12 protein-coding genes are annotated in these 17,544 nt (G+C 60.1%); 3 read left to right on the top strand and 9 right to left on the bottom strand.

Translation table 11 applies throughout. The annotated features are described in order from the left end of the window. Nucleotides 1-277 precede the first annotated feature (277 nt). From ACFSR7_RS26300 to ACFSR7_RS26265, 8 genes are all read right to left on the bottom strand, one after another. Nucleotides 278-5,278, bottom strand: a complete 5,001-nt coding sequence (locus ACFSR7_RS26300) for an Ig-like domain-containing protein (RefSeq protein WP_378166851.1) — start codon at nucleotides 5,276-5,278, stop codon at nucleotides 278-280. Nucleotides 5,279-5,381: 103 nt separating this feature from the next. After that, nucleotides 5,382-6,920 carry an ABC transporter substrate-binding protein gene (locus ACFSR7_RS26295; RefSeq protein ID WP_378166754.1) on the bottom strand — a complete coding sequence of 513 codons (1,539 nt, stop codon included), beginning with the start codon at nucleotides 6,918-6,920 and terminating at the stop codon, nucleotides 5,382-5,384. A gap of 39 nt (nucleotides 6,921-6,959) precedes the next feature. After that, nucleotides 6,960-7,844, bottom strand: coding sequence for a carbohydrate ABC transporter permease (locus ACFSR7_RS26290; protein WP_378166753.1), 885 nt, complete (start codon nucleotides 7,842-7,844; stop codon nucleotides 6,960-6,962). Between the two features lie 13 nt (nucleotides 7,845-7,857). After that, on the bottom strand, nucleotides 7,858-8,880 hold the full coding sequence (locus ACFSR7_RS26285; protein WP_378166751.1) for an ABC transporter permease: 1,023 nt from the start codon (nucleotides 8,878-8,880) through the stop codon (nucleotides 7,858-7,860). 573 nt (nucleotides 8,881-9,453) lie between these two features. Then, the gene (locus tag ACFSR7_RS26280) at nucleotides 9,454-11,766 is read right to left on the bottom strand and encodes a helix-turn-helix domain-containing protein (protein ID WP_378166750.1); all 2,313 of its coding nucleotides are present in this window, start codon (nucleotides 11,764-11,766) and stop codon (nucleotides 9,454-9,456) included. 130 nt (nucleotides 11,767-11,896) lie between these two features. Then, complete coding sequence (locus ACFSR7_RS26275; protein WP_378166748.1) at nucleotides 11,897-13,171, bottom strand: BNR-4 repeat-containing protein; 1,275 nt, start codon at nucleotides 13,169-13,171, stop codon at nucleotides 11,897-11,899. Nucleotides 13,172-13,530: 359 nt separating this feature from the next. Beyond that, nucleotides 13,531-14,187, bottom strand: coding sequence for a bacillithiol biosynthesis deacetylase BshB2 (gene bshB2 / locus ACFSR7_RS26270; RefSeq protein WP_378166747.1), 657 nt, complete (start codon nucleotides 14,185-14,187; stop codon nucleotides 13,531-13,533). Between the two features lie 27 nt (nucleotides 14,188-14,214). After that, a complete protein-coding gene (locus ACFSR7_RS26265; RefSeq protein ID WP_282910432.1) occupies nucleotides 14,215-14,559 on the bottom strand; it encodes a YojF family protein in 345 nt (114 codons plus the stop codon). Nucleotides 14,560-14,797: 238 nt separating this feature from the next. On the opposite strand from ACFSR7_RS26265, the gene ACFSR7_RS26260 reads away from it, so the two are divergent. From ACFSR7_RS26260 to ACFSR7_RS26250, 3 genes are all read left to right on the top strand, one after another. Then, the gene (locus tag ACFSR7_RS26260; protein ID WP_378166745.1) at nucleotides 14,798-14,986 is read left to right on the top strand and encodes a spore coat protein; all 189 of its coding nucleotides are present in this window, start codon (nucleotides 14,798-14,800) and stop codon (nucleotides 14,984-14,986) included. Between the two features lie 12 nt (nucleotides 14,987-14,998). Continuing rightward, complete coding sequence (locus ACFSR7_RS26255) at nucleotides 14,999-15,310, top strand: spore coat protein (RefSeq protein WP_378166743.1); 312 nt, start codon at nucleotides 14,999-15,001, stop codon at nucleotides 15,308-15,310. 105 nt (nucleotides 15,311-15,415) lie between these two features. Next, a complete protein-coding gene (locus ACFSR7_RS26250) occupies nucleotides 15,416-16,411 on the top strand; it encodes an LLM class flavin-dependent oxidoreductase (protein WP_378166741.1) in 996 nt (331 codons plus the stop codon). Between the two features lie 60 nt (nucleotides 16,412-16,471). Here the strand turns inward: ACFSR7_RS26250 and ACFSR7_RS26245 are convergent, their stop codons facing one another. After that, nucleotides 16,472-17,062 (bottom strand): DUF2087 domain-containing protein, encoded by a 591-nt coding sequence (locus ACFSR7_RS26245; protein ID WP_378166739.1) that lies wholly within the window; start codon nucleotides 17,060-17,062, stop codon nucleotides 16,472-16,474. Between the last annotated feature and the right edge of the window lie 482 nt (nucleotides 17,063-17,544).

Here is a 17,544-nt window from a genome sequence, read left to right as displayed (position 1 = left end):
GAGATTAGCTTCGAAAAAAGAGATCAGGATGCGGACACACGATCCGCTATTCCAGCTAACGGATGGTTTTTGGCGTGCTTTTCGCCGCAATAACGGATCTCCTGTCCGCCGACGCCTAAATAGTCCCGAAAACGCAAAAATAGCGGATCCTCTGTCCAGAGAGAGCATGCGAACGGCCGAAGGGGTTGGAATGCGCAAAAGAAACCGCCCTTTGCGGAAACGGCTGCTTGTCGCATCCGCCATCCAAAGGAACGGTTTCTCTCCGTTACTGCCTAATTTACTTCGTCACCTGTACGAGCAGCGTCTCGCTTGTCGTCGCGCCGGCCGCATTCGCGAGCTCCGCGCGGTATTCGTAGCTTCCCGGCGATCGGCCGGAGACGGCGGTCGTCGCGGCTTGCGCGGACGGCGTGCCGGCGGTCAACTGCTGCGTATCGATCAGCACGCCGTTTTCGTACAGCCGGTACGTCACGCCGTTCGTGCCCCACCACAGGTTCATCGACACGTCGTAGCCGCCGTCGCCGTCCCAGTTGTTCGCGGACAGCACCGGCTTGCCCGGCTTCGCGTCTTTGACGGTGACGGTCAGCGTCTCGCTCGTCGTCTTGCCCTTCGCGTTGATCAGCTCGGCCCGATAGCGATAAGTGCCGTCGGTTCGTCCCGAGATCGCGGTGACGGCCGATTGCGCCGCCGGCGATGCGTTCGCGAGCGATTGCGTATCGATGAGCACGTCATTCTCGTACAGCTTGTAGACGGTGCCGTTCTCGCCGTACCACAGGTTCATCGCAATCTTGTAATCGCCGTCGAGCAAACCCGTATCGTACCCGTTGTCGCTCGACAGCACCGGTTTGCCGGGCAGCCCAGGCCCCTCGGTTGCCTCTTCGCCTTTGATCTGCTCCGCGGTCAGGGTCACTGTGCCGAATGCCGCAACTTTTCCCGCGGCATCCAGCTCATAGACGGCGATCGCGTTGCCCTCGGCGGCGACGAGATCGCTGCCCGCCGCGTAGTGAGCCGCGCCGGCCGGGGCCGCGCCGCCCAGATTCGGCGCAGCCGGCAACTCCGCGGCCGACGCATAGACGGCCGCCTTCAGCGCATGGCCTGGCGGCACCGGCACCGGCGCAGACGTATCGCCCACGATCAGCCGCGTCGTACCCGCGGCCGTTCCCGGCGCCGCCGTCACGCTGAGCGCGGCCGCCGGATACGGCGCGATGTCGGCCGCGGCCAGCTGTCGCGCGCCGAACCGCGCGATCTTGCCCGTCGACGTCGACGTCTCGTAGACGCCGACGTAAGCGCCCGCCGCTGCCGCGGGCAGCTCCAGCGCGGTCCCGCTCGCAAGCGGGACCGCCCCGCCCGGCAGCGTTGCGCTGCCCAGCTTCGGCGTCGCCAGCGGCGCCGTCGAGACGACCAAGTGCAGGCTGTTCGCCGCATCCGATGCGACCGCGGTCACCCGGGTCGAGCCCGGCGCGCTGCCGGGCGCCACCGCGAGCGGCGACGACAATCCCGGCGCCGGCTCCTGCGGCACGACCGAGAAGCGTATGTCGTCGAACAGCAGGTAGCTGAACCCGCTGGCGTAGAAGCCGACCTTGCCCGACGGGCGGTAGCCCGGATCGGTGGCGTCCTGCCGGAGCGTCCCGTTCACATACACTTTGAGATGCCCGCCCTCGGCAATGACTTTTACGTCATACGTCGTATCGGCCGCCAGATCCCAGCCGGTTTGAGGCGCCGTTTTCAGCACCGCCCAGCTGCCGTTGTACAGCACCCAATCCGACGTGCCGTCCGCCTTCATCTTGTAGCCGATGCGGGTCGAAGCGGTCGCGTCCTGCCGGTCGAAAATGTACAGCGTGCCCCCGCCGGTCGGCAGCGTAGGCGGCGTCCGGAGCTTGAACTCGAGCATGTAATCCGAGAACGTCTTATCCAGCAGCCCGGTCGCGCCGTTCAAAATCTTGTACCAGCGGTTCCCGTTCGCATCCAGATAAATGCTGCGGTTCGGATCGACGGGCCAGCCGTTGCCGCCCGACTCGAAGTTCGTGAAGTGCATGACGTTCGACACGATGACCTGGATGGCCGCCGTCGCATTCGCGTTTTCGACCGAGGCCGCCGTAATCGTCGCCTCGCCCTCGCTCACGGCGGTGACGACGCCGCTCGCATTCACGGTCGCGACCGACGGATCGCTGGACGTCCAGGTCAATCCCTGGTTCGCCGCGTTAACCGGATCGAAGGACACGGTCAGCTGCTTCGTCTGCCCGGCGGTCACGCGCACCGGATTTTCCGTCGGAATCACGCCGGACACGTCGGTCGTCGACGCCTTGAACTGGATGTCGTCGAACATCATGTTCGTGACGTTGTTGACGTAGAAGCCGACCTTGCCGCTTGCGTTGTGTCCCGGGTCCGAGCCCTTCATCCGGAACGCGCCGTTTACGTAGACGCTGTAGTCCGCGCCCTTTACGAGGGCCTTAATATCGTACGTCGTATTCGGCAGCAGGTCCTGACCGGGCATCTTCACTTCCTTGAGCACCGCCCAGGCCGAATTGTACAGGAGCCAGGACGACGTGCCGTCCTCCCGTACCTTGTAGCCGATCCGGGTCGACCCGCTGCCCACCTGCTTATCGAAGATGTACAGCGTCGCGAACGCCGGCATCGTCTCGGGCGTTTTCAGCTTGAAGGTCAGCTCGTAGTCGGTAAAATCCTTGTTGATAAGCGTCGACGCGTTGTTCAGCAGCTTATACCACCGGTTGTCGTCGACCTTGACGATCGACCGGTTCGCGTCCTGCGGCCACAGGCCCGAGCCGTTCTCGAAGTCCGTCCGGTCCATGACGCCGTCGCCGGCCTCGACGTGAACGGATGCGACCGCCGTCAGGCTCGGATTGACGGCCGAGGCGACCGTGATCGTCGTATCGCCGACCGACTGCCCCGTGACGACGCCGGCCGCGCTTACGGTGGCGATCGACGGATCGGCTGACGCGAACGTGAGCGCCGCGTTGCTGGCATTCCACGGCACGACCGCCGTCTGAAGCTTGACGGACTTGAAGCGATCGACGGCGATCGCGTCGTTGTACACCGCGACGCCGGTCACCGGGAATTCGTGCGGTCCTGCAGTTGTTCCTGGCGTTCCTGACGTGCCGATGTCGCCGAACGGAATTTGCGGGAAGCCCGGGATCTGGCTATAGGCAGGCGCGTTGGCCGCTAACGTCAGATCGCCGCCCGCCAAGTTGACGAAGCCGGGATCGGTCGAAGTCACCCAGTTGTTCGCGTACTGAACCAGATTAAATTTGTCGTACGCGCCGTACACATTGGTCGTCACGCTCTGGGCCACCGCCGGATTGTAGACGATGTTGCCCTGGAACGTATTGGTGTCCGGGTAATAGCGGTTTTCGTCAAAGAAGGCGGCTAGCTCCGGATACTTGGTCAGGTACGGCGTGCCGACGAAGTTGTTGTTCGCGGCGAACAGCGCCTGCCACTTCGGCATGTAGTTCTTCGCGATCTGTCCGTCCGGACTGTCGCCCAGATAGATATCCGCGTAGTCGTACGGCACCTTCGCGTCGACGAAAATGTTGTTCCGCGAGAGGATATGCGCGCCGCCGTTGTTCTTGATGGCGGAGTTGCCCATCTTGTAAAAGACGTTCTCCTCAATCTTGAGTCCCATCGTGAAGTTGTCGGGATAAATGCCCTCGACGCCGGCTTTGCTCGTTCCGATGTCGTGGAAGTAATTGCGCCGGATGACGGTGCCCCGCTGCTGCGGCGTCTCACCCGCGTTCATGTAGATCGCGCCGAGGTCCGAGAAGCTTTTGCATACGTCGTAGATCTCGTTGTACTCGATCAGATGATCGTTGCCGAAGACGAGCACGCCCGGGTGGGGCGCGTCGTGCAGCTCGTTGTGCGACATCCGGTTGCCGACGCCCGACAGGATGACGCCGGGATTGTACGCCTTGTGGTAATAGGCGAAGTCGTGAATATGCGAGTTTTCGACGTAGTTGTTGCCCGGCGCGAGCGTCGTCTTGTTGCCGCCGCTCAGCGTGACCGCGGTACCGCCGATATGGTGGATATGCGAGCCTACGATACCGAGGTCGGTGCCCGGCGCGCCGTCGAAGATGTTGTAAAAAAATCGGCTCTGCGTGTTGATCAGCACGCCGCTGTTCGTGAAATTGCGGATCTCGCTGTTCACGATGCGCACGTGGCTGCCTCCGACAATGACGGCCGCCGAGTCCCTTCCGTTTTCGAGAATAAGCTCCTTGAAGTCGATATAGGAAGCGTCGATCGCATTGATCATCGGCGTCTTCAGCATCGTCACCGTGATCTCGGGATTCGCGGTCTTAAACTCGGCGTTCGGCAGGAAATACAGCTTGCCGGCGCCGCGGTCGATGTAGTACTCGCCCGGCACGTCGATCTCCTCGAGCAGGTTTTGCGCAAAGTGGAAGTCCGGGTACCAGTTCTTGTACAAGCCGCTCATCTCGCCGTAACGCAGCGTGATCGTCTTGTTCGCCGTGTCGATATTGGCGATCTTGTTGTACGACCATTCCCAGCTGTAGCCGAAAATGCCGTCCAGCCAAATGTCGTCCGCCTGCGTCCAGTGCTGCGGCCGGTCGTACGTATACGTGAACGTGCCGCCTCGCTGCTGCAGGTCCGCATCCTTGCGCGTCGGGCCCGGGTCGATGATGTCCCCCATCTGAACCGTGCCTTCGTTCGGCCAGCGGGCGAGCGTCATGCCTTGGCCGTTCACATACAGCTCCATCGGCGGCACCTGGCTCAGGTCGTTGGCCAGATAGTAGCCGTGGCGGCTCATTACCCCGTAGTCGGTGATACCGAGCGCCGCGAGGTCGATCTGCAGCACCTTCGACCTTGCGTCCTGGCTGATGATCCGATTCAGCACGGCGCTGTCGGTCACCGGCACAAACCCGCTTTTCGGGATATCGCGTCCGCCCGACAGGCGGACCGTCTCCCCGGGGTACGCCATGTACGTGATCGTCTTGCCGGCTTCGCCCGAGTCGTCCGCGCCGAGCTCGAAGCTCGACGTCCGTTCGTACAGCCCTGCTCTCAGGTAGACGGTGACGCCGCCGTCCGGCAGGCCGCCGCCTTCCTTCATGTCGCGGATGGCGTCGCGCGCCTTCTCCAGCGTCTTGAAGGGCGCGGCGATTGTGCCGGCATTGGCGTCGCTGCCGTTCGTCGCGACGTACAGGACTGCGCCGTTACCGGGCGCCTCGTCGGTCGCAGCGGATACTTGCATCATCGGAAAAGCGCAGAATACTACCATTAAGCCTGCGAGCCAAGCCGTCATCCGTCTTTTCATGAGCATGCGTTTCCATCTCTCCTTAACGTATGAGTCTGGAACACCGCGCCCGACTTCGGCGCCTTTCTCGTTGCCGCGGACCGCTTATGCGATTATTTTTCGATTATTTTTTCAGACCCGACGTCTTCAGGTATTCCTCGAATTGCTTGGTAACCTCTGCGACGTACTTTTCCTCGCCGGCTTCCTTCAGCTTCTCGTACAGCCCCGGCCACGTCTTGTCGAAGTCGAGCGTACCGGTGTTGATGCCCTTCTTGTACTCGCCCCACACCGCGTTCAGGTTGGCGATCTCGGTGACGACGGGCTCGGAGTTGAACTTGAAGCCGCCGACCGGATTCAATTCAGCCGTTTCGTTGATTTTCTTCGTTTGCTCCCATACGTCCTTCGGCTGGCCTTCCTTCAGGTAGCTGTTGAACACGTTGCCGAAAATGAAGTCCATGTTCGGACGGTACTTGGAATCCGCCGTCGGCGTGATGAAGCCTTCCGCGCTCTTCGTATAGTGCTCGCCTTCGATGCCGTTGCTGATCAGGTTATACAGCTCGGCGTCGCTGTTAAGCAGGTTGATGAGCATCATGGCGCGTTCGGGATTCTTCGACGTGCGGCTGATCGACAGGTTGGTCGTCGCCGAGTAGCCGTTGGTAAACCAGTCGCTGATCGGCACGATGACGACGTCGTTGCCGCCGTTGCGTCCTTTGACTTCGGCTTCGACGCCCGGCTTCAGGACGTTCTGGAAGTCGACCGCGATCTGACCCTTCGCTTGGTAATCCGTCATCTTGGCCGTGGCCGCGTCTTTGTAGATGTAGCCGGCTTTGTACCATTTGCTCGCCAGCCTGAACGTGTTCAGCTCTTCCTCCGGATAGCGGTACAGCTTGTAGGTCGGGTCGCCCGACTTGATGAAGAAGTGGTCGTCAAGACCAGGAACGCCCCAATACGTGGCGTCGTGCAGCACGGTGTTGTAGTAGCCGTTGAACGGAATGATGTCCGGCTCGCCCTGCTTGATCTTCTCGAGGAACGGCTCGATGTCTTCCATCTTCTTGATGGAGGCGGTGTCGAGCTGGTACTTGTCGGCAAATCGCTTCTGAATGATAAAGCCGTAGCGGGAGCCGTTGATCTGCTGGTTGGCGACGCCGTAGATCTTGCCGTCTACCGTGAGGCCGTCCCACATATATTGCGGCATATCCGCCTTCAGCGCCGGCGCGTTTTGTTCGATGAGGTCGTCGAGCGGCAGCAGCGCGCCCTTGCGGACGAGCTCCTCCGGCTTGATCAGATAGCCGGTCCACATGATGTCGAACGTCTCGCTGGCGGCCAGCACAGTGTTCATCTTTTGCACGTAGTCGCCGAGTGCAACCGGTTTCAGTTTGACGGTCGCGTTGATCTTTTCTTTGACGATCTTGTTGACCGCGTCTTCGACCTTCTGCTGATCCGGCTGCATCTGGTTGAGCGGATAGTACCACGTCAGCTCGACAGGCTTGAGCGACGAATCGCTCGAAGCCGTTGCCGCCGCGCTGGAAGCGGCCGGGGACGAACCGCTCGCGCTTGGCGAAGCGGCGGCGTTGCCCCCGTTATTGTTGTTGCCGCAAGCCGCCAGCGCGGTTGCGGTCAGCAGCGCAAGCGCCGCCGTGGAGCCGATTTTTCTTTTCAGCATTCCTGTGACCTCCTAGTTTTTTGCTCTGATTCAAATATGTTAACCCTTGAGGGAGCCAACCGTAAGTCCTTTGACGAAAAAACGCTGGAAGAACGGGAACACGATAAGCATCGGCCCGCCCGCCAGAACGGCGATCGCCATTCGCGCGGAGTTGTTCGGGAAATGCGACAGATCGATGCCCAGCTGCTGGGCGAAGTCCGAGTTGGCCGTGATGAATTCGATGCTGTTCAGCGTCCGCACCAGCAAGAGCTGCAGCGGCACCTTGTTCGGATCGTCGATGTACAGCATGGCGTTGAACCATTCGTTCCAGTAGGCGAATGCGATGAGCAGTCCCATCGTCGCCAGGGCCGGCGTCGACAGCGGCAGGATGATGCGGAAAAAAATCTTGAACTCCCGCGCCCCGTCGATCTTGGCCGACTCGATCACCTCGAACGGCAGCTTCGACAGGAACCCTTTCATGACCATGATGTTGAACGGTGACAGCAGGACGGGCAGGATCAACGCCAGCAGACTGTCCTTGAGATGCAAATACTGCGTGACCAAAATGTAAGAAGGAACGAGTCCTCCGCTGAACAGCATCGTGAAGAAAACGTAGAACGTGGTCATCCGGTTGTACCGGTAATCCGGACGGGAGACGACGTAAGCGGTCATCGCGGTAATGAGCAGGCTAACGATCGTGCCGACGACCGTGACCAGCAGCGTCACCTCGTAAGCCCGGAACAGAATAACCGGCGAGTCGAGCATGTACCGGTAGGCATTGAGACTGAAGACGCTCGGCCAAAATTGATAGCCGTGCTGCGTCAGCGCCTGTTCGTCCGTTAGGGACACGGCAACGACGAGCAGGAACGGCAGGATCATCAAGACGGAGAGAATGACGAAGAACAGGTGGATTAAAGTGCGCGGGATCGGACTTGCTTGCTGCATCTGCGATTCCTCCTTACCACATTGAGTGATCCGGGTTGATTTTGCGTACGATGCCGTTAGCGACGAGCACCAGAATGAAGCCCACGACGGATTGATAGAAGCCTACCGCGGCCGACATGCTCACGTTCCCGACCTCGCGAAGCGCCCGGTACACGTAGGTGTCGATGACGTCCGTGGAGGAGAACAGGAAACCCGAGTTGTTCGGAATGAAGTAATGCAGCCCGAAGTCGCCGCGGAACATGCCGCCGATCGAGAGAATGAGCATGATGATGATGAGCGGCGTCAGCAGCGGCACGGTGATTTTCAGCGCCATCTGCGCCTTGGTCGCGCCGTCGATCCGGGCAGCTTCGTAATAATCCCCGCTAATGCCCATGATGCCCGCGAAGTAGATCAGCGTCGTGAAGCCGATCGCCTTCCACAGATGGACGACGATGAGGATGACCGGCCAAGGGCCCGAATCCTGGTACCAGCTGACCGGCTCGAACCCGAGGGAGATCAGCATCCGGTTGATGAAGCCGTCCGAATGATTGAGGAACGCATAGGCGATATAACCCACGAGCACCCAGGATAAAAAGTGGGGCAGGAACAGCGCCGTCTGGTAAAACTTCGTATACTTCGCCTTCAGCTCGTTCATGAGCACCGCCAGAAACAAAGCCCCGAGCGTCGTGATCAGCATATAGCCTGCGTTGTACAGCACGGTGTTGCGCGTGATTCGCCAGGCGGTGTCCGTCGTGAACAGAAATCGGAAATTGTCGAGGCCGACCCACTTGCTTCCGAACATCCCGAGATCGTAACGATAATTTTTGAAGGCGATGATAAGCCCGACCATCGGCAGGTACGCGAAGATCAATTTGTACAGAAGCCCGGGCAGCGACAGCAGGAACAGCTCCCGGTTGTTCTTAAAATGTTTGAGCTCTCTTCTTAAGAAAGACTTGCGCTTCGGCTTGTTGGCGATGTCGACCGGCGGCGATTCCGCATCGGCTAATGCGCTCGGACGGCTCTGGTCGCTCAAGGCGACCGATGCTTTGTTCGGCATGACGAATGCTCCTTCCCTTGCTTCCGTGCTTCTCTTGCTGCTGCCCTTGTTGCTCCGGCTTGCAGGTCTAACGATAGCGCAGGCGGCTTCGGAGACGGTACTGTACATATGCAGGATTCCTGTAAACGCGGGCTGTACGTATGCCAGAATGCTGTAACGGCGCGGCTCGCGGGCTCTACAGGCGCAGTACAGTGCAGTAAAGGCGCAGTACAGTACAGGCAACTCGCCGTTCTCTCGGAAGTAACGTCCGTGAGCGTTACTTCGACCCGCCACCCCGCCGTTCGCCCGAGGGTAGCGTTCGTGAACGTTACTTCGACCCGCCACCCCGTCGTTCTCCCGAAAGTAACGTCCGTGGGCGTTACTTCGATCCGCCAACCCGCCGTTCTCCCGAAAGTAACGTCCGTGGGCGTTACTTCGACCCGCCAACCCGTCGTTCTCCCGAAAGTAACGTCCGTGGGCGTTACTTCGATCCGCCAACCAGCCAACGCCCGCCAGCCTGGCAAGTTCGACTCGGTAGATTCGCGCAGCAAAAAGCCCGTGCCGGGTTACCGGACGGGCATGGCTCACGTTGGCTTACGTATGGCGTTCGATGGCGGATTTGAGCCTGTATTCCTTGGGTGTGACGCTGTACCGGCGCTTGAACAGGCGGTAAAAATAGCTCTCGTTGCCGAAACCGACCCGCTCCATAATCTCCGACACCGTCAAGTCCTGCTGCTCGAGCAGCACCCTCGCCTGTGCAAGCCTCGCCGTGTTGATCCGGTCGACGACCGTCTCTCCCGACTGCGCCTTGTAAACCTGGCCAAGATAGACCGGGTTCATCTTGAGCATGTCCGCGATCTTCTGGACGTTGAGATCCGGATCGGCGAAGTGCTTGTCCACGATCTCCGCGATCGTGTCGGCGAGCAGCCGGCTCTTGTCCTCCTTGCCGCTCTGTCGCTGCTCGAACATCTCCCGCGCTACGGCGAGCAGCACGTCCCGCGCTTCGTCCAGCGTCTCGGTGCCGACCAGGCGCCGATTGACCGCGTGAAGGTCGACAGATACCGGATTCAGGTTGAATTGATTGATCTCGCCGAGCGTATTGCTGATTGTCATCCCCATCTGCAGCAGCGCCGAAAACATATTTTCGAAGCTGAACGCGCCGATCGCCCGCTTCCAGCTCTCGATCGCTTCCGTCGTCTGCGCCAGATCGCCGCTCTTGAGCCCTTCGATCAGCTGCTTGTCCAGCTCGCCGGGAATCCGGAATTGCTCGTTGCGCTCGTTGGCTTCGATGTCCTCCGGCTCGATGACTGCCCCGTGGCCGAGGATCATCCGGTAATCGGACTGCCGGAGCGTCAACGCGTAGTGGCGAGAAATATCGTGATAATGCTCGAACTGGCGGCTCAAGGCGACGGTGAACGATATGCGGTAAAAGGACATGATCGTCGCCTGAAGCTCGCGGAAGCGTTCGGCCAGCGACTCCAGTCCGCCATCGCCTTTGAAGCTGACGATAAATACGAGGTGACCGTCCTTCATGTCCGCGTATTCGCAGCCGTAATCGCGGCGAAGCAGCTCCTCGCCGATGTTGGCGATGGCGAAGGTGAAGAGCGATGCAGAACTTTCGCCGGACGCCGCGGCAAGCGCATCCCCACGATCGAGCCGGACGACGGCGAGTCTAAGCGCGCCCTCCACTTCGATGTCGATGCCGTATTGCTCCCGGTTCTGCCTGAATTCGGCCTCGGATACGGCTTCGCTCCCGCCGAGCAGGCTGCGCAGATGATACACCTTTGCGATGTTGCGCTTGGATGCCTCGTCCCGCTCCAATCCCTTCAGCTTGTCGACCATCCCCATGTAATTGGCTGCGATCAGCGTCAGCTCGTCCTCCGCCTGCGGGTGTCCGCGCGGGTCCTCGGGAATCAGGCTGAGCAGGCGACCGACCGGACGATACAGCCGCAGGGAGAAGAACACCGACAGCAGCACGGCGAACAGGACAACCGACAACATGACCCCGATCTCCGTCCACTTCATCCGGTTTACGTTCCCCAGCACCGAATCGTAGTCGCGCAGGCTCAGGATGCGCCAGTTGTTCATCCCCTTTTCCAAATAGGCGACCTTGTACTTCTTGCCTGCATGCCGGTAAACGAAGTCCTCGAGCGTGCTGGACGAAGCCGCGATCCGCGGCATGACCTCGTCCTTGAGCGACAGCTGTGCCGGGGACAGCGGCTCGCTCGACATGAGGACGTTGCCGTCCCCGTCGGTCACGAGGAGCAGATCCTTCTCCCGGTCGGCCAGCTTGTTAAGCGCCTTCACGTTGTCCAGCAGCCAGTCCGGCTTCACGGTCAGAATCAACACGCTGCCGTTGACCGAGCCGAGCGAGGGACCGTCGTATAGAAAACAGGCGAAAACGTCGATGCCGCTGCCGCCGCCGTCCAGATCGAGCGGCATAAGTTGCAGCTTCGGGACGTCTGGATGCTGCTCCAGATAGCTGCCTAAAACTTCATACAGCCGGCTGTTGTCCATACCGTGATTAAGCGAGGAAAAAAAGCGATTTTGGCTCGGGTTGTAAAAAGCGACGGCATGCAAATAGGGCGACTCGGCGACGGTCCGGTCGAGACGGTCGATCTTCAGGACGCTCTGCCGGTAATCGGCCCCCGCCTTGAGCGCGATCAGCTCGTCGTCGTTAAATAGGGACACCGCCATGTCCTTGACGATGCCGTTCATGTTCTCGATATTGTAGTTGATCTGCGTTAGCAGCTTGCGGTCGGCGTCGTTCTGCAGGCTGAGAACCTTGCCGCGGGCGTTGACGTTGAGCAGATAGGCGGTCACCGCCAGGGTAACGACGACGAGCATGAAGCTGAGGAGGATCCGCTGCAGGAACTTGCGCGTGCGAAGCGTTCGGAACACGTTCATAAGACTTCTCTCCCGAAGTGCCATGGTGCACTAACTATAATCGCTCTCTCTTTTTGTTGTCAACGGATGGCAAAAAGGGAGCAGCCGGACGTAAGGCGTGCGTCCGGCCGCTCCCGTGCCCATATATCAGTCAATTGCGCCCGTAATACAGCTTGAGATTGGCGATATCCACAAGATACAGGACATCGACGTTGTTGGCATTCCGCTCGACGGCGAGACGCTGGATCGGGATGCCCGACGCGAGCGACGCTGCGGTCCAGCCCGTGCCCGACTGCACGGCCATAAAAGCGCGATCCGTTCCGGCAGCCGTCACGTAATAGATGCGCGACTGCATGCCTGTCCAGGTGACGTCGATGGCGGCCGTCGTCTCGGCGGCGTCGTAGACGGTCTGCAGATTCCAGCCGCTCGCGCCGCGCGTCGCCTGCTTGACCGAAAACGTCGTGCTTCCCTCTTCGCGGTAACGATAAGCGATGACCGGCTTGTTCGCCGAATCGACGGTCAGCTTGGCGCTCTGCACGCCGGGGCCGCCGGGATCGCTGCCGCTCTGCACGTAGGCTTCGGTCGGCGCCATCGGCTGCACGATGTCCGCCGTCGTCAACGATACGGGCACCGCTACGGGCGTGCCGTCGGCCTTGGCAAACGTATTCGCGGACGGGCTGTACTTGAGATAGGACAACTGGTGGCGCAGCGGACTGGCCGCGAAGTACGCCCATTCGAACAAAATGTGCAGATCGCCGTTCGCGTCGAACGTCAGGTCGTCCGGATACACCGAGCGATTAAGCGTCGAAGCGATGACCGCGATCTGACTCCACGTCGAGGCCGCATTGTCCCAGCGCAGCAGCACGCCGTTGCGCTTGCCGGCGGTGTCCAGGCTGGACCGGACGAGCAGGTACAGGTCGCCGTTCGGCGCCGTCGTCACGACCGGGTACGTGACCTTCATCGTCTGGTCGGGCATATCCGCCGAATGGTTCTGCGGCGCGCCGCCGACCGTATCCGACCGGAAATAGTGCCAAGCCGAATCGTGCATGGACGCGAACACGTGGAACCGGCCGCTGCCGTCCCGCGCGATCGACGGCTGGTTGTGGCCGTTGTCGTCGGCGTACTCGGCTACCTTGGCGCCGTCCATGACCGGAATGTTCGACCACGCCCCCGTCCCGTCGCGCCTCGCGATGTATACTTTGTGCGTGCCCGCGGTGCTGCCCGGCGCGTTGTACGCCATATAGGCGTACTCGAGTCCGGTGCCGTAGGTTTCGAGCGGACTCCACCAGCCTGCCTGGTTGCTCGAATCCATCGCATACGGCACCTCCGTCAGCGTCGCCGCCGCGCTCCCCGTGCCCACGGGCAGCAGCGAGACCAGCAAGAGTCCCGCGACCCACGCCCGCCATTGCTTTTTCCAAATCATCATTCACCTTCTCCTCTCCATTGCCCGGAATGAACCGCAGCTTGCGGAACGTCCGCTTCGGCAGCGGACGCCGGTGAAGCGTTTGCATGAACGGCCGCCGAACATCCGGCGACAGGCTAATCGTATCATGCGGGCCGCAGCGCGCGTCAGCAACAAAATGATGCAGGAGATAGAACAAAATGAGGAGATTCAGGGTCGGGTAGAACAGAATTGTACTTGGGGGTTGGCGGGAACCTGGAGATGAGGCTCGAAGTGTGCGCGTAGATCATCGTTGACGCTTAGCACGGCGATGGCGCGTGAAGCGTAAAGCTACCTTCAGGAAAACCGCGCAGAACGCGCGGTTCCCGAAGACGAGTCCTAAATCAGGCGAACTTGTACGTATAGAAGCGCTCCGTGCCGAATCGCTCTTGCACTTCGCGGTTCTTATGCGGATTTTTCTCGAACAGCTGCGGGACGTAAAACTGCGATCGATGCGACAAAACCGAGGCGATCTTCTGCTGCAGGAATTCGCTGACGCCCACCAAGACGTCCGGAGCGCCGATCGACTCCTGGTGATTGTGCGAAAAGGCGAGGCAATGCACGGGCGGACGGGCGGACGGCTGCAGCTTGCCGATCGTGCGGACGACGGCGGCGCCTGTCGCGTCATGGTCCGGGTGGACTGCGAAGCCCGGGAAAAAGGTGATGACGAGCGTCGGATTAAGCTCAGCGAGCAGCTCGCCGATTTTCAGATCCAGCAGGTCCTGATCCTCGAATTCGAGCGTCTTGTCGTGGAAGCCGAGCAGGCGAAGATCCTGAATGCCGATGGCCTTGCAGGACTGCTCGAGCTCGCCCTTGCGGATCTGCGGGAGCGTGATGCGGTTGGCAAAAGGGGGATTGCCCATATTGCGCGCGCGCTCGCCCAAGGTCAGGCAGGCATAGGTGACCTGAGCGCCCGCCGCGATGTGCTTGGCCAGCGTGCCCGAGATGCCGAAGCATTCGTCGTCCGGATGCGGCAGCACGACTAAAATACGTTGTTCCATCGATATCTTCCTTTCCAGGTCGTTAGGTTAAAAGGGTTCGCGGCTGAGCTGCAGGGCGACGACCAGCTTGCCCGAGCTGTCGTGGCCGGCCATGATCAGACGCTCCGCGTCCGTCTCGTCATAGTGCGTCAATCCCTCTGCGTAAATCCAGCCCTTCTCCATTTTCAAACCGACCCTGTACGGTCCGTTGCCCGAGATCGAACCGATGCCGTACCGGATCAACGCGTTCGTAATGAAGTTTGCCGCCGGATGCTTGGTGCTATCGTTGTGGGCCGCGTAAGCGCCCGTCGTCAATTCCAAATGTATGTACAGGTCCTGATCCTTGAGCGAATCGATCCTGTTCTGTATTTCCACGTTTTGAATCGGTAACATGCCGGCGCCTCCTCCGCTATTTATGATTCAATATACCACAGTCAGCGAAACGGCGCATGCGCAAGGACTCGTCCTCCCCTCGTTCCCGCTCGCATCATGCCGATCGGTCCCGTCGAATACGGGATGACCTGGGAATGAAACCGCGAATCGCGCTCCTAAATTCCCATTTGGCTTGTTTATTCGCATGCGGGGTTGGGGTATGTTCTTGGTGGCACCCACTATGGAAGGAGCGATCGAGATGGCAAAGGAACTGGCGCTGCACGAGAAGCTGGAAGTTCATGAGATCCTGACGCTGAAAACGTCGTGCGCGACCAAGTCGAGGGCGATGTTGGAGCTGGCGACGGACGAAAAACTAAAAGCATTGATCGAGCAAGATCTGGTGAACGCGTCCAAGGCGATCGAAGAATTAAAATCCATCCTACAATAAGAGGTGACCGATATGGCAACGACGACGATGAAAAAAGAAGAGCTGCTCAAAGCGACGGCGCCGCTGGACGATCTGGCGATCGCGACCGACATGCTGCTGTCCGCAAAAGCCGCGGTACGCAGCTACGCCGTCGCGCTGACGGAGACGGCAACGCCCAAAGTTCATAAAATCCTGAAGTCGCAGCTGGATACGGCGATCGAGACGCATCGCAAGATTGCGGCCTACATGATCGAGAACGAAATGTACCACCCATACAACGTTGAAAAACAGGTCGAGCACGACGTGCTCAAGGCGGATAACGCTTTGTCTCTCATTAAGGAATAGGCAGCAGCCGGGCGCCTTCGGGCGCTTTTTTTTATGGACGATAATATGCTACCGTATAGGTATAGACAATGAGAAGCCGGAATTCGGAAAGGACGTCGTATCTGTATGAAAATTGGAATTTTGGATCAAGCGCCGATCGTAAAGGGCAGCAACGCGCCGAATGCGCTTAGAAACGCAGAAGAGATCGCCGTCCTCGCGGACGAGCTCGGCTACCATCGCATGTGGATGGCGGAGCACCATAATACCCGCAACTTCGCCAGCACGGCGCCCGAGATCGTGGCGGCGCGGCTTGCCGCGCTGACGAAGCGCATCCGCATCGGCACCGGCGGCGTCATGATGATGCACTATTCGCCGCTCAAGCTGGCCGAAGTGTTCAAGACGCTCAGCGCCTTTTCCCCGGGGCGCATCGACTTCGGCGTCGGCCGCGCGCCGGGCGGCGACCACTACTCGACGCGCGCGCTCGCCGAGGGTCGCGCGCATCTGCCCGGCGACTTGTACGACAAGCTGCACACGACGATGCAGCTGATCGCCGACCGCGCGCCGAAGGATCCTTTGTACGAGGGGGTGCTGGCCTCGCCTTACGATGTGCCGCTGCCGGAAGCATGGCTGCTAGGCTCCACCGGCAACAGCGCCGTCCGCGCGGGTCGTCTCGGCGTCGGCTACTCGTTTGCGCAGTTTTTCAACGGCCAGATGACGCGGGAGATATTCGACGCCTACCGGGATAACTTCGAGCCGTCGTATTTCATGCCCAAGCCGATCGTCCTCGTCACTTACTCGGCTACGGTCGCCGAAACCCGGGAGGAAGCCGAGTACATCGCGAAGCCGGCCGACCTGATGCGCCTGTCGCTCATGCGGGGCTCCCTGCAGCAGGTGATGACGCCGGAGGAAGCGCGAGATTATCCGTTGACCGAGGCGGACCTTGCCGTCATCCGCGAGAACCGCAAGCTTCATCTCGTCGGTACGCCCGTCGAGGTCGCCGAGCAGCTGCATCGGGACCGGGAGCTGTACGGGTTCGACGAAGTGATGATCAACAGCACGCCGCATGGCATGACCTCGCGATTGAGCGTGTTTCGCTTGCTGGCGCGGGAGCTGCTCCAATAGGAATAGGTTGGTCGGACAGTCGAATCCTCTTTCGGAATTCGCCTGTCCGGTCGCCTGCCCTCACACCTTCGCCCACATTTCCGACGGGTTCAGCTCGTACACCTCGTTTTCACGAAACATGAATTGATGCATGATAAACTCTCTGCGGATCGTTGCGTAGTCGTCGTGGTAGTTTTTGATGAACGCGTTAATTTCCGGCTCGCCGTAATGTCGACCAGGCTCCAGCTTGGATGCGAGATGCGCCAGCACGATCAGCTTCTTTTTCAGCTGCGCCGGCAAATGCTTGAGCTTGCCTTCCGCAGTGAAAAAGTTTTTGACGACAGTGTCTTTCAGGCGCAAATCCTCTTCGTTCCCCACGTTGTTCGTCCTCCCTTCTCTGTCTTTGTAAATGAGTGCGACAGCCGCGTTTGCGTTGTTTTTAAGAAAGTAATCGTTGAGCGTGAAAAAAATCGAGTTTTTTTCCCTTCGCTCGTGAATGAGACTCGCCTCGCGCAGCTTCGTCGCATGATGCGTGATCGTAGCTGGCGCCAGATGCAGCCGCTCCGCCAGCTCCAGACCGCTCAGTTCCCCGCCGGCCAGCAAGATCAGCATCCGCAGCCGCGTCGGATCCGCCAGCGCCTTATGGTAGGCGACGACTTTGTCGAGTTGCATGGTGCACCTCCACGCCACAGATTAGATTAACATCTAATTAGATGTTAATCTAATCTCAAGAGCACGTCAATAAGCTAGCCGGGGAGGCGGTATCGCCTGTCGTAGTGCAGGCGATGCGGCTTCCCGCGCCTCTGCGAGCCCAATCCCCTGTCGTAGTGCAGGCGATGCGACTTCCCGCGCCTCCTCCAGCCTAATCGCCTGCCGTAGTGCAGGCGATGCCACTCCTCGCGCCTCCTCCAGCCTAATCGCCTGCTGTAGTGCAGGCGATGCGGCTTCCCGCGCCGTCGCCAGCCTAATCGCCTGTCGTAGTGCAGGCGATGCGGCTTCCCGCGCCGTCGCCAGCCCAATCGCCTGTCGTAGTGCAGGCAGTGCGACTTCCCGCACCTCTGCGAGCCTAATCGCCTGTCGTAGTGCAGGCGATGCGGCTTCCCGCGCCGTCGCCAGCCCAATCGCCTGTCGTAGTGCAGGCGATGCCACTTCTC

It is taken from the genome of Cohnella sp. GCM10020058 (assembly GCF_042683485.1).
Taxonomy (GTDB): Bacteria; Bacillota; Bacilli; order Paenibacillales; family Paenibacillaceae; genus Cohnella.
Note: the sequence above shows the minus strand (reverse complement) of the source record. Positions and strands in the feature narration are given on the sequence as shown.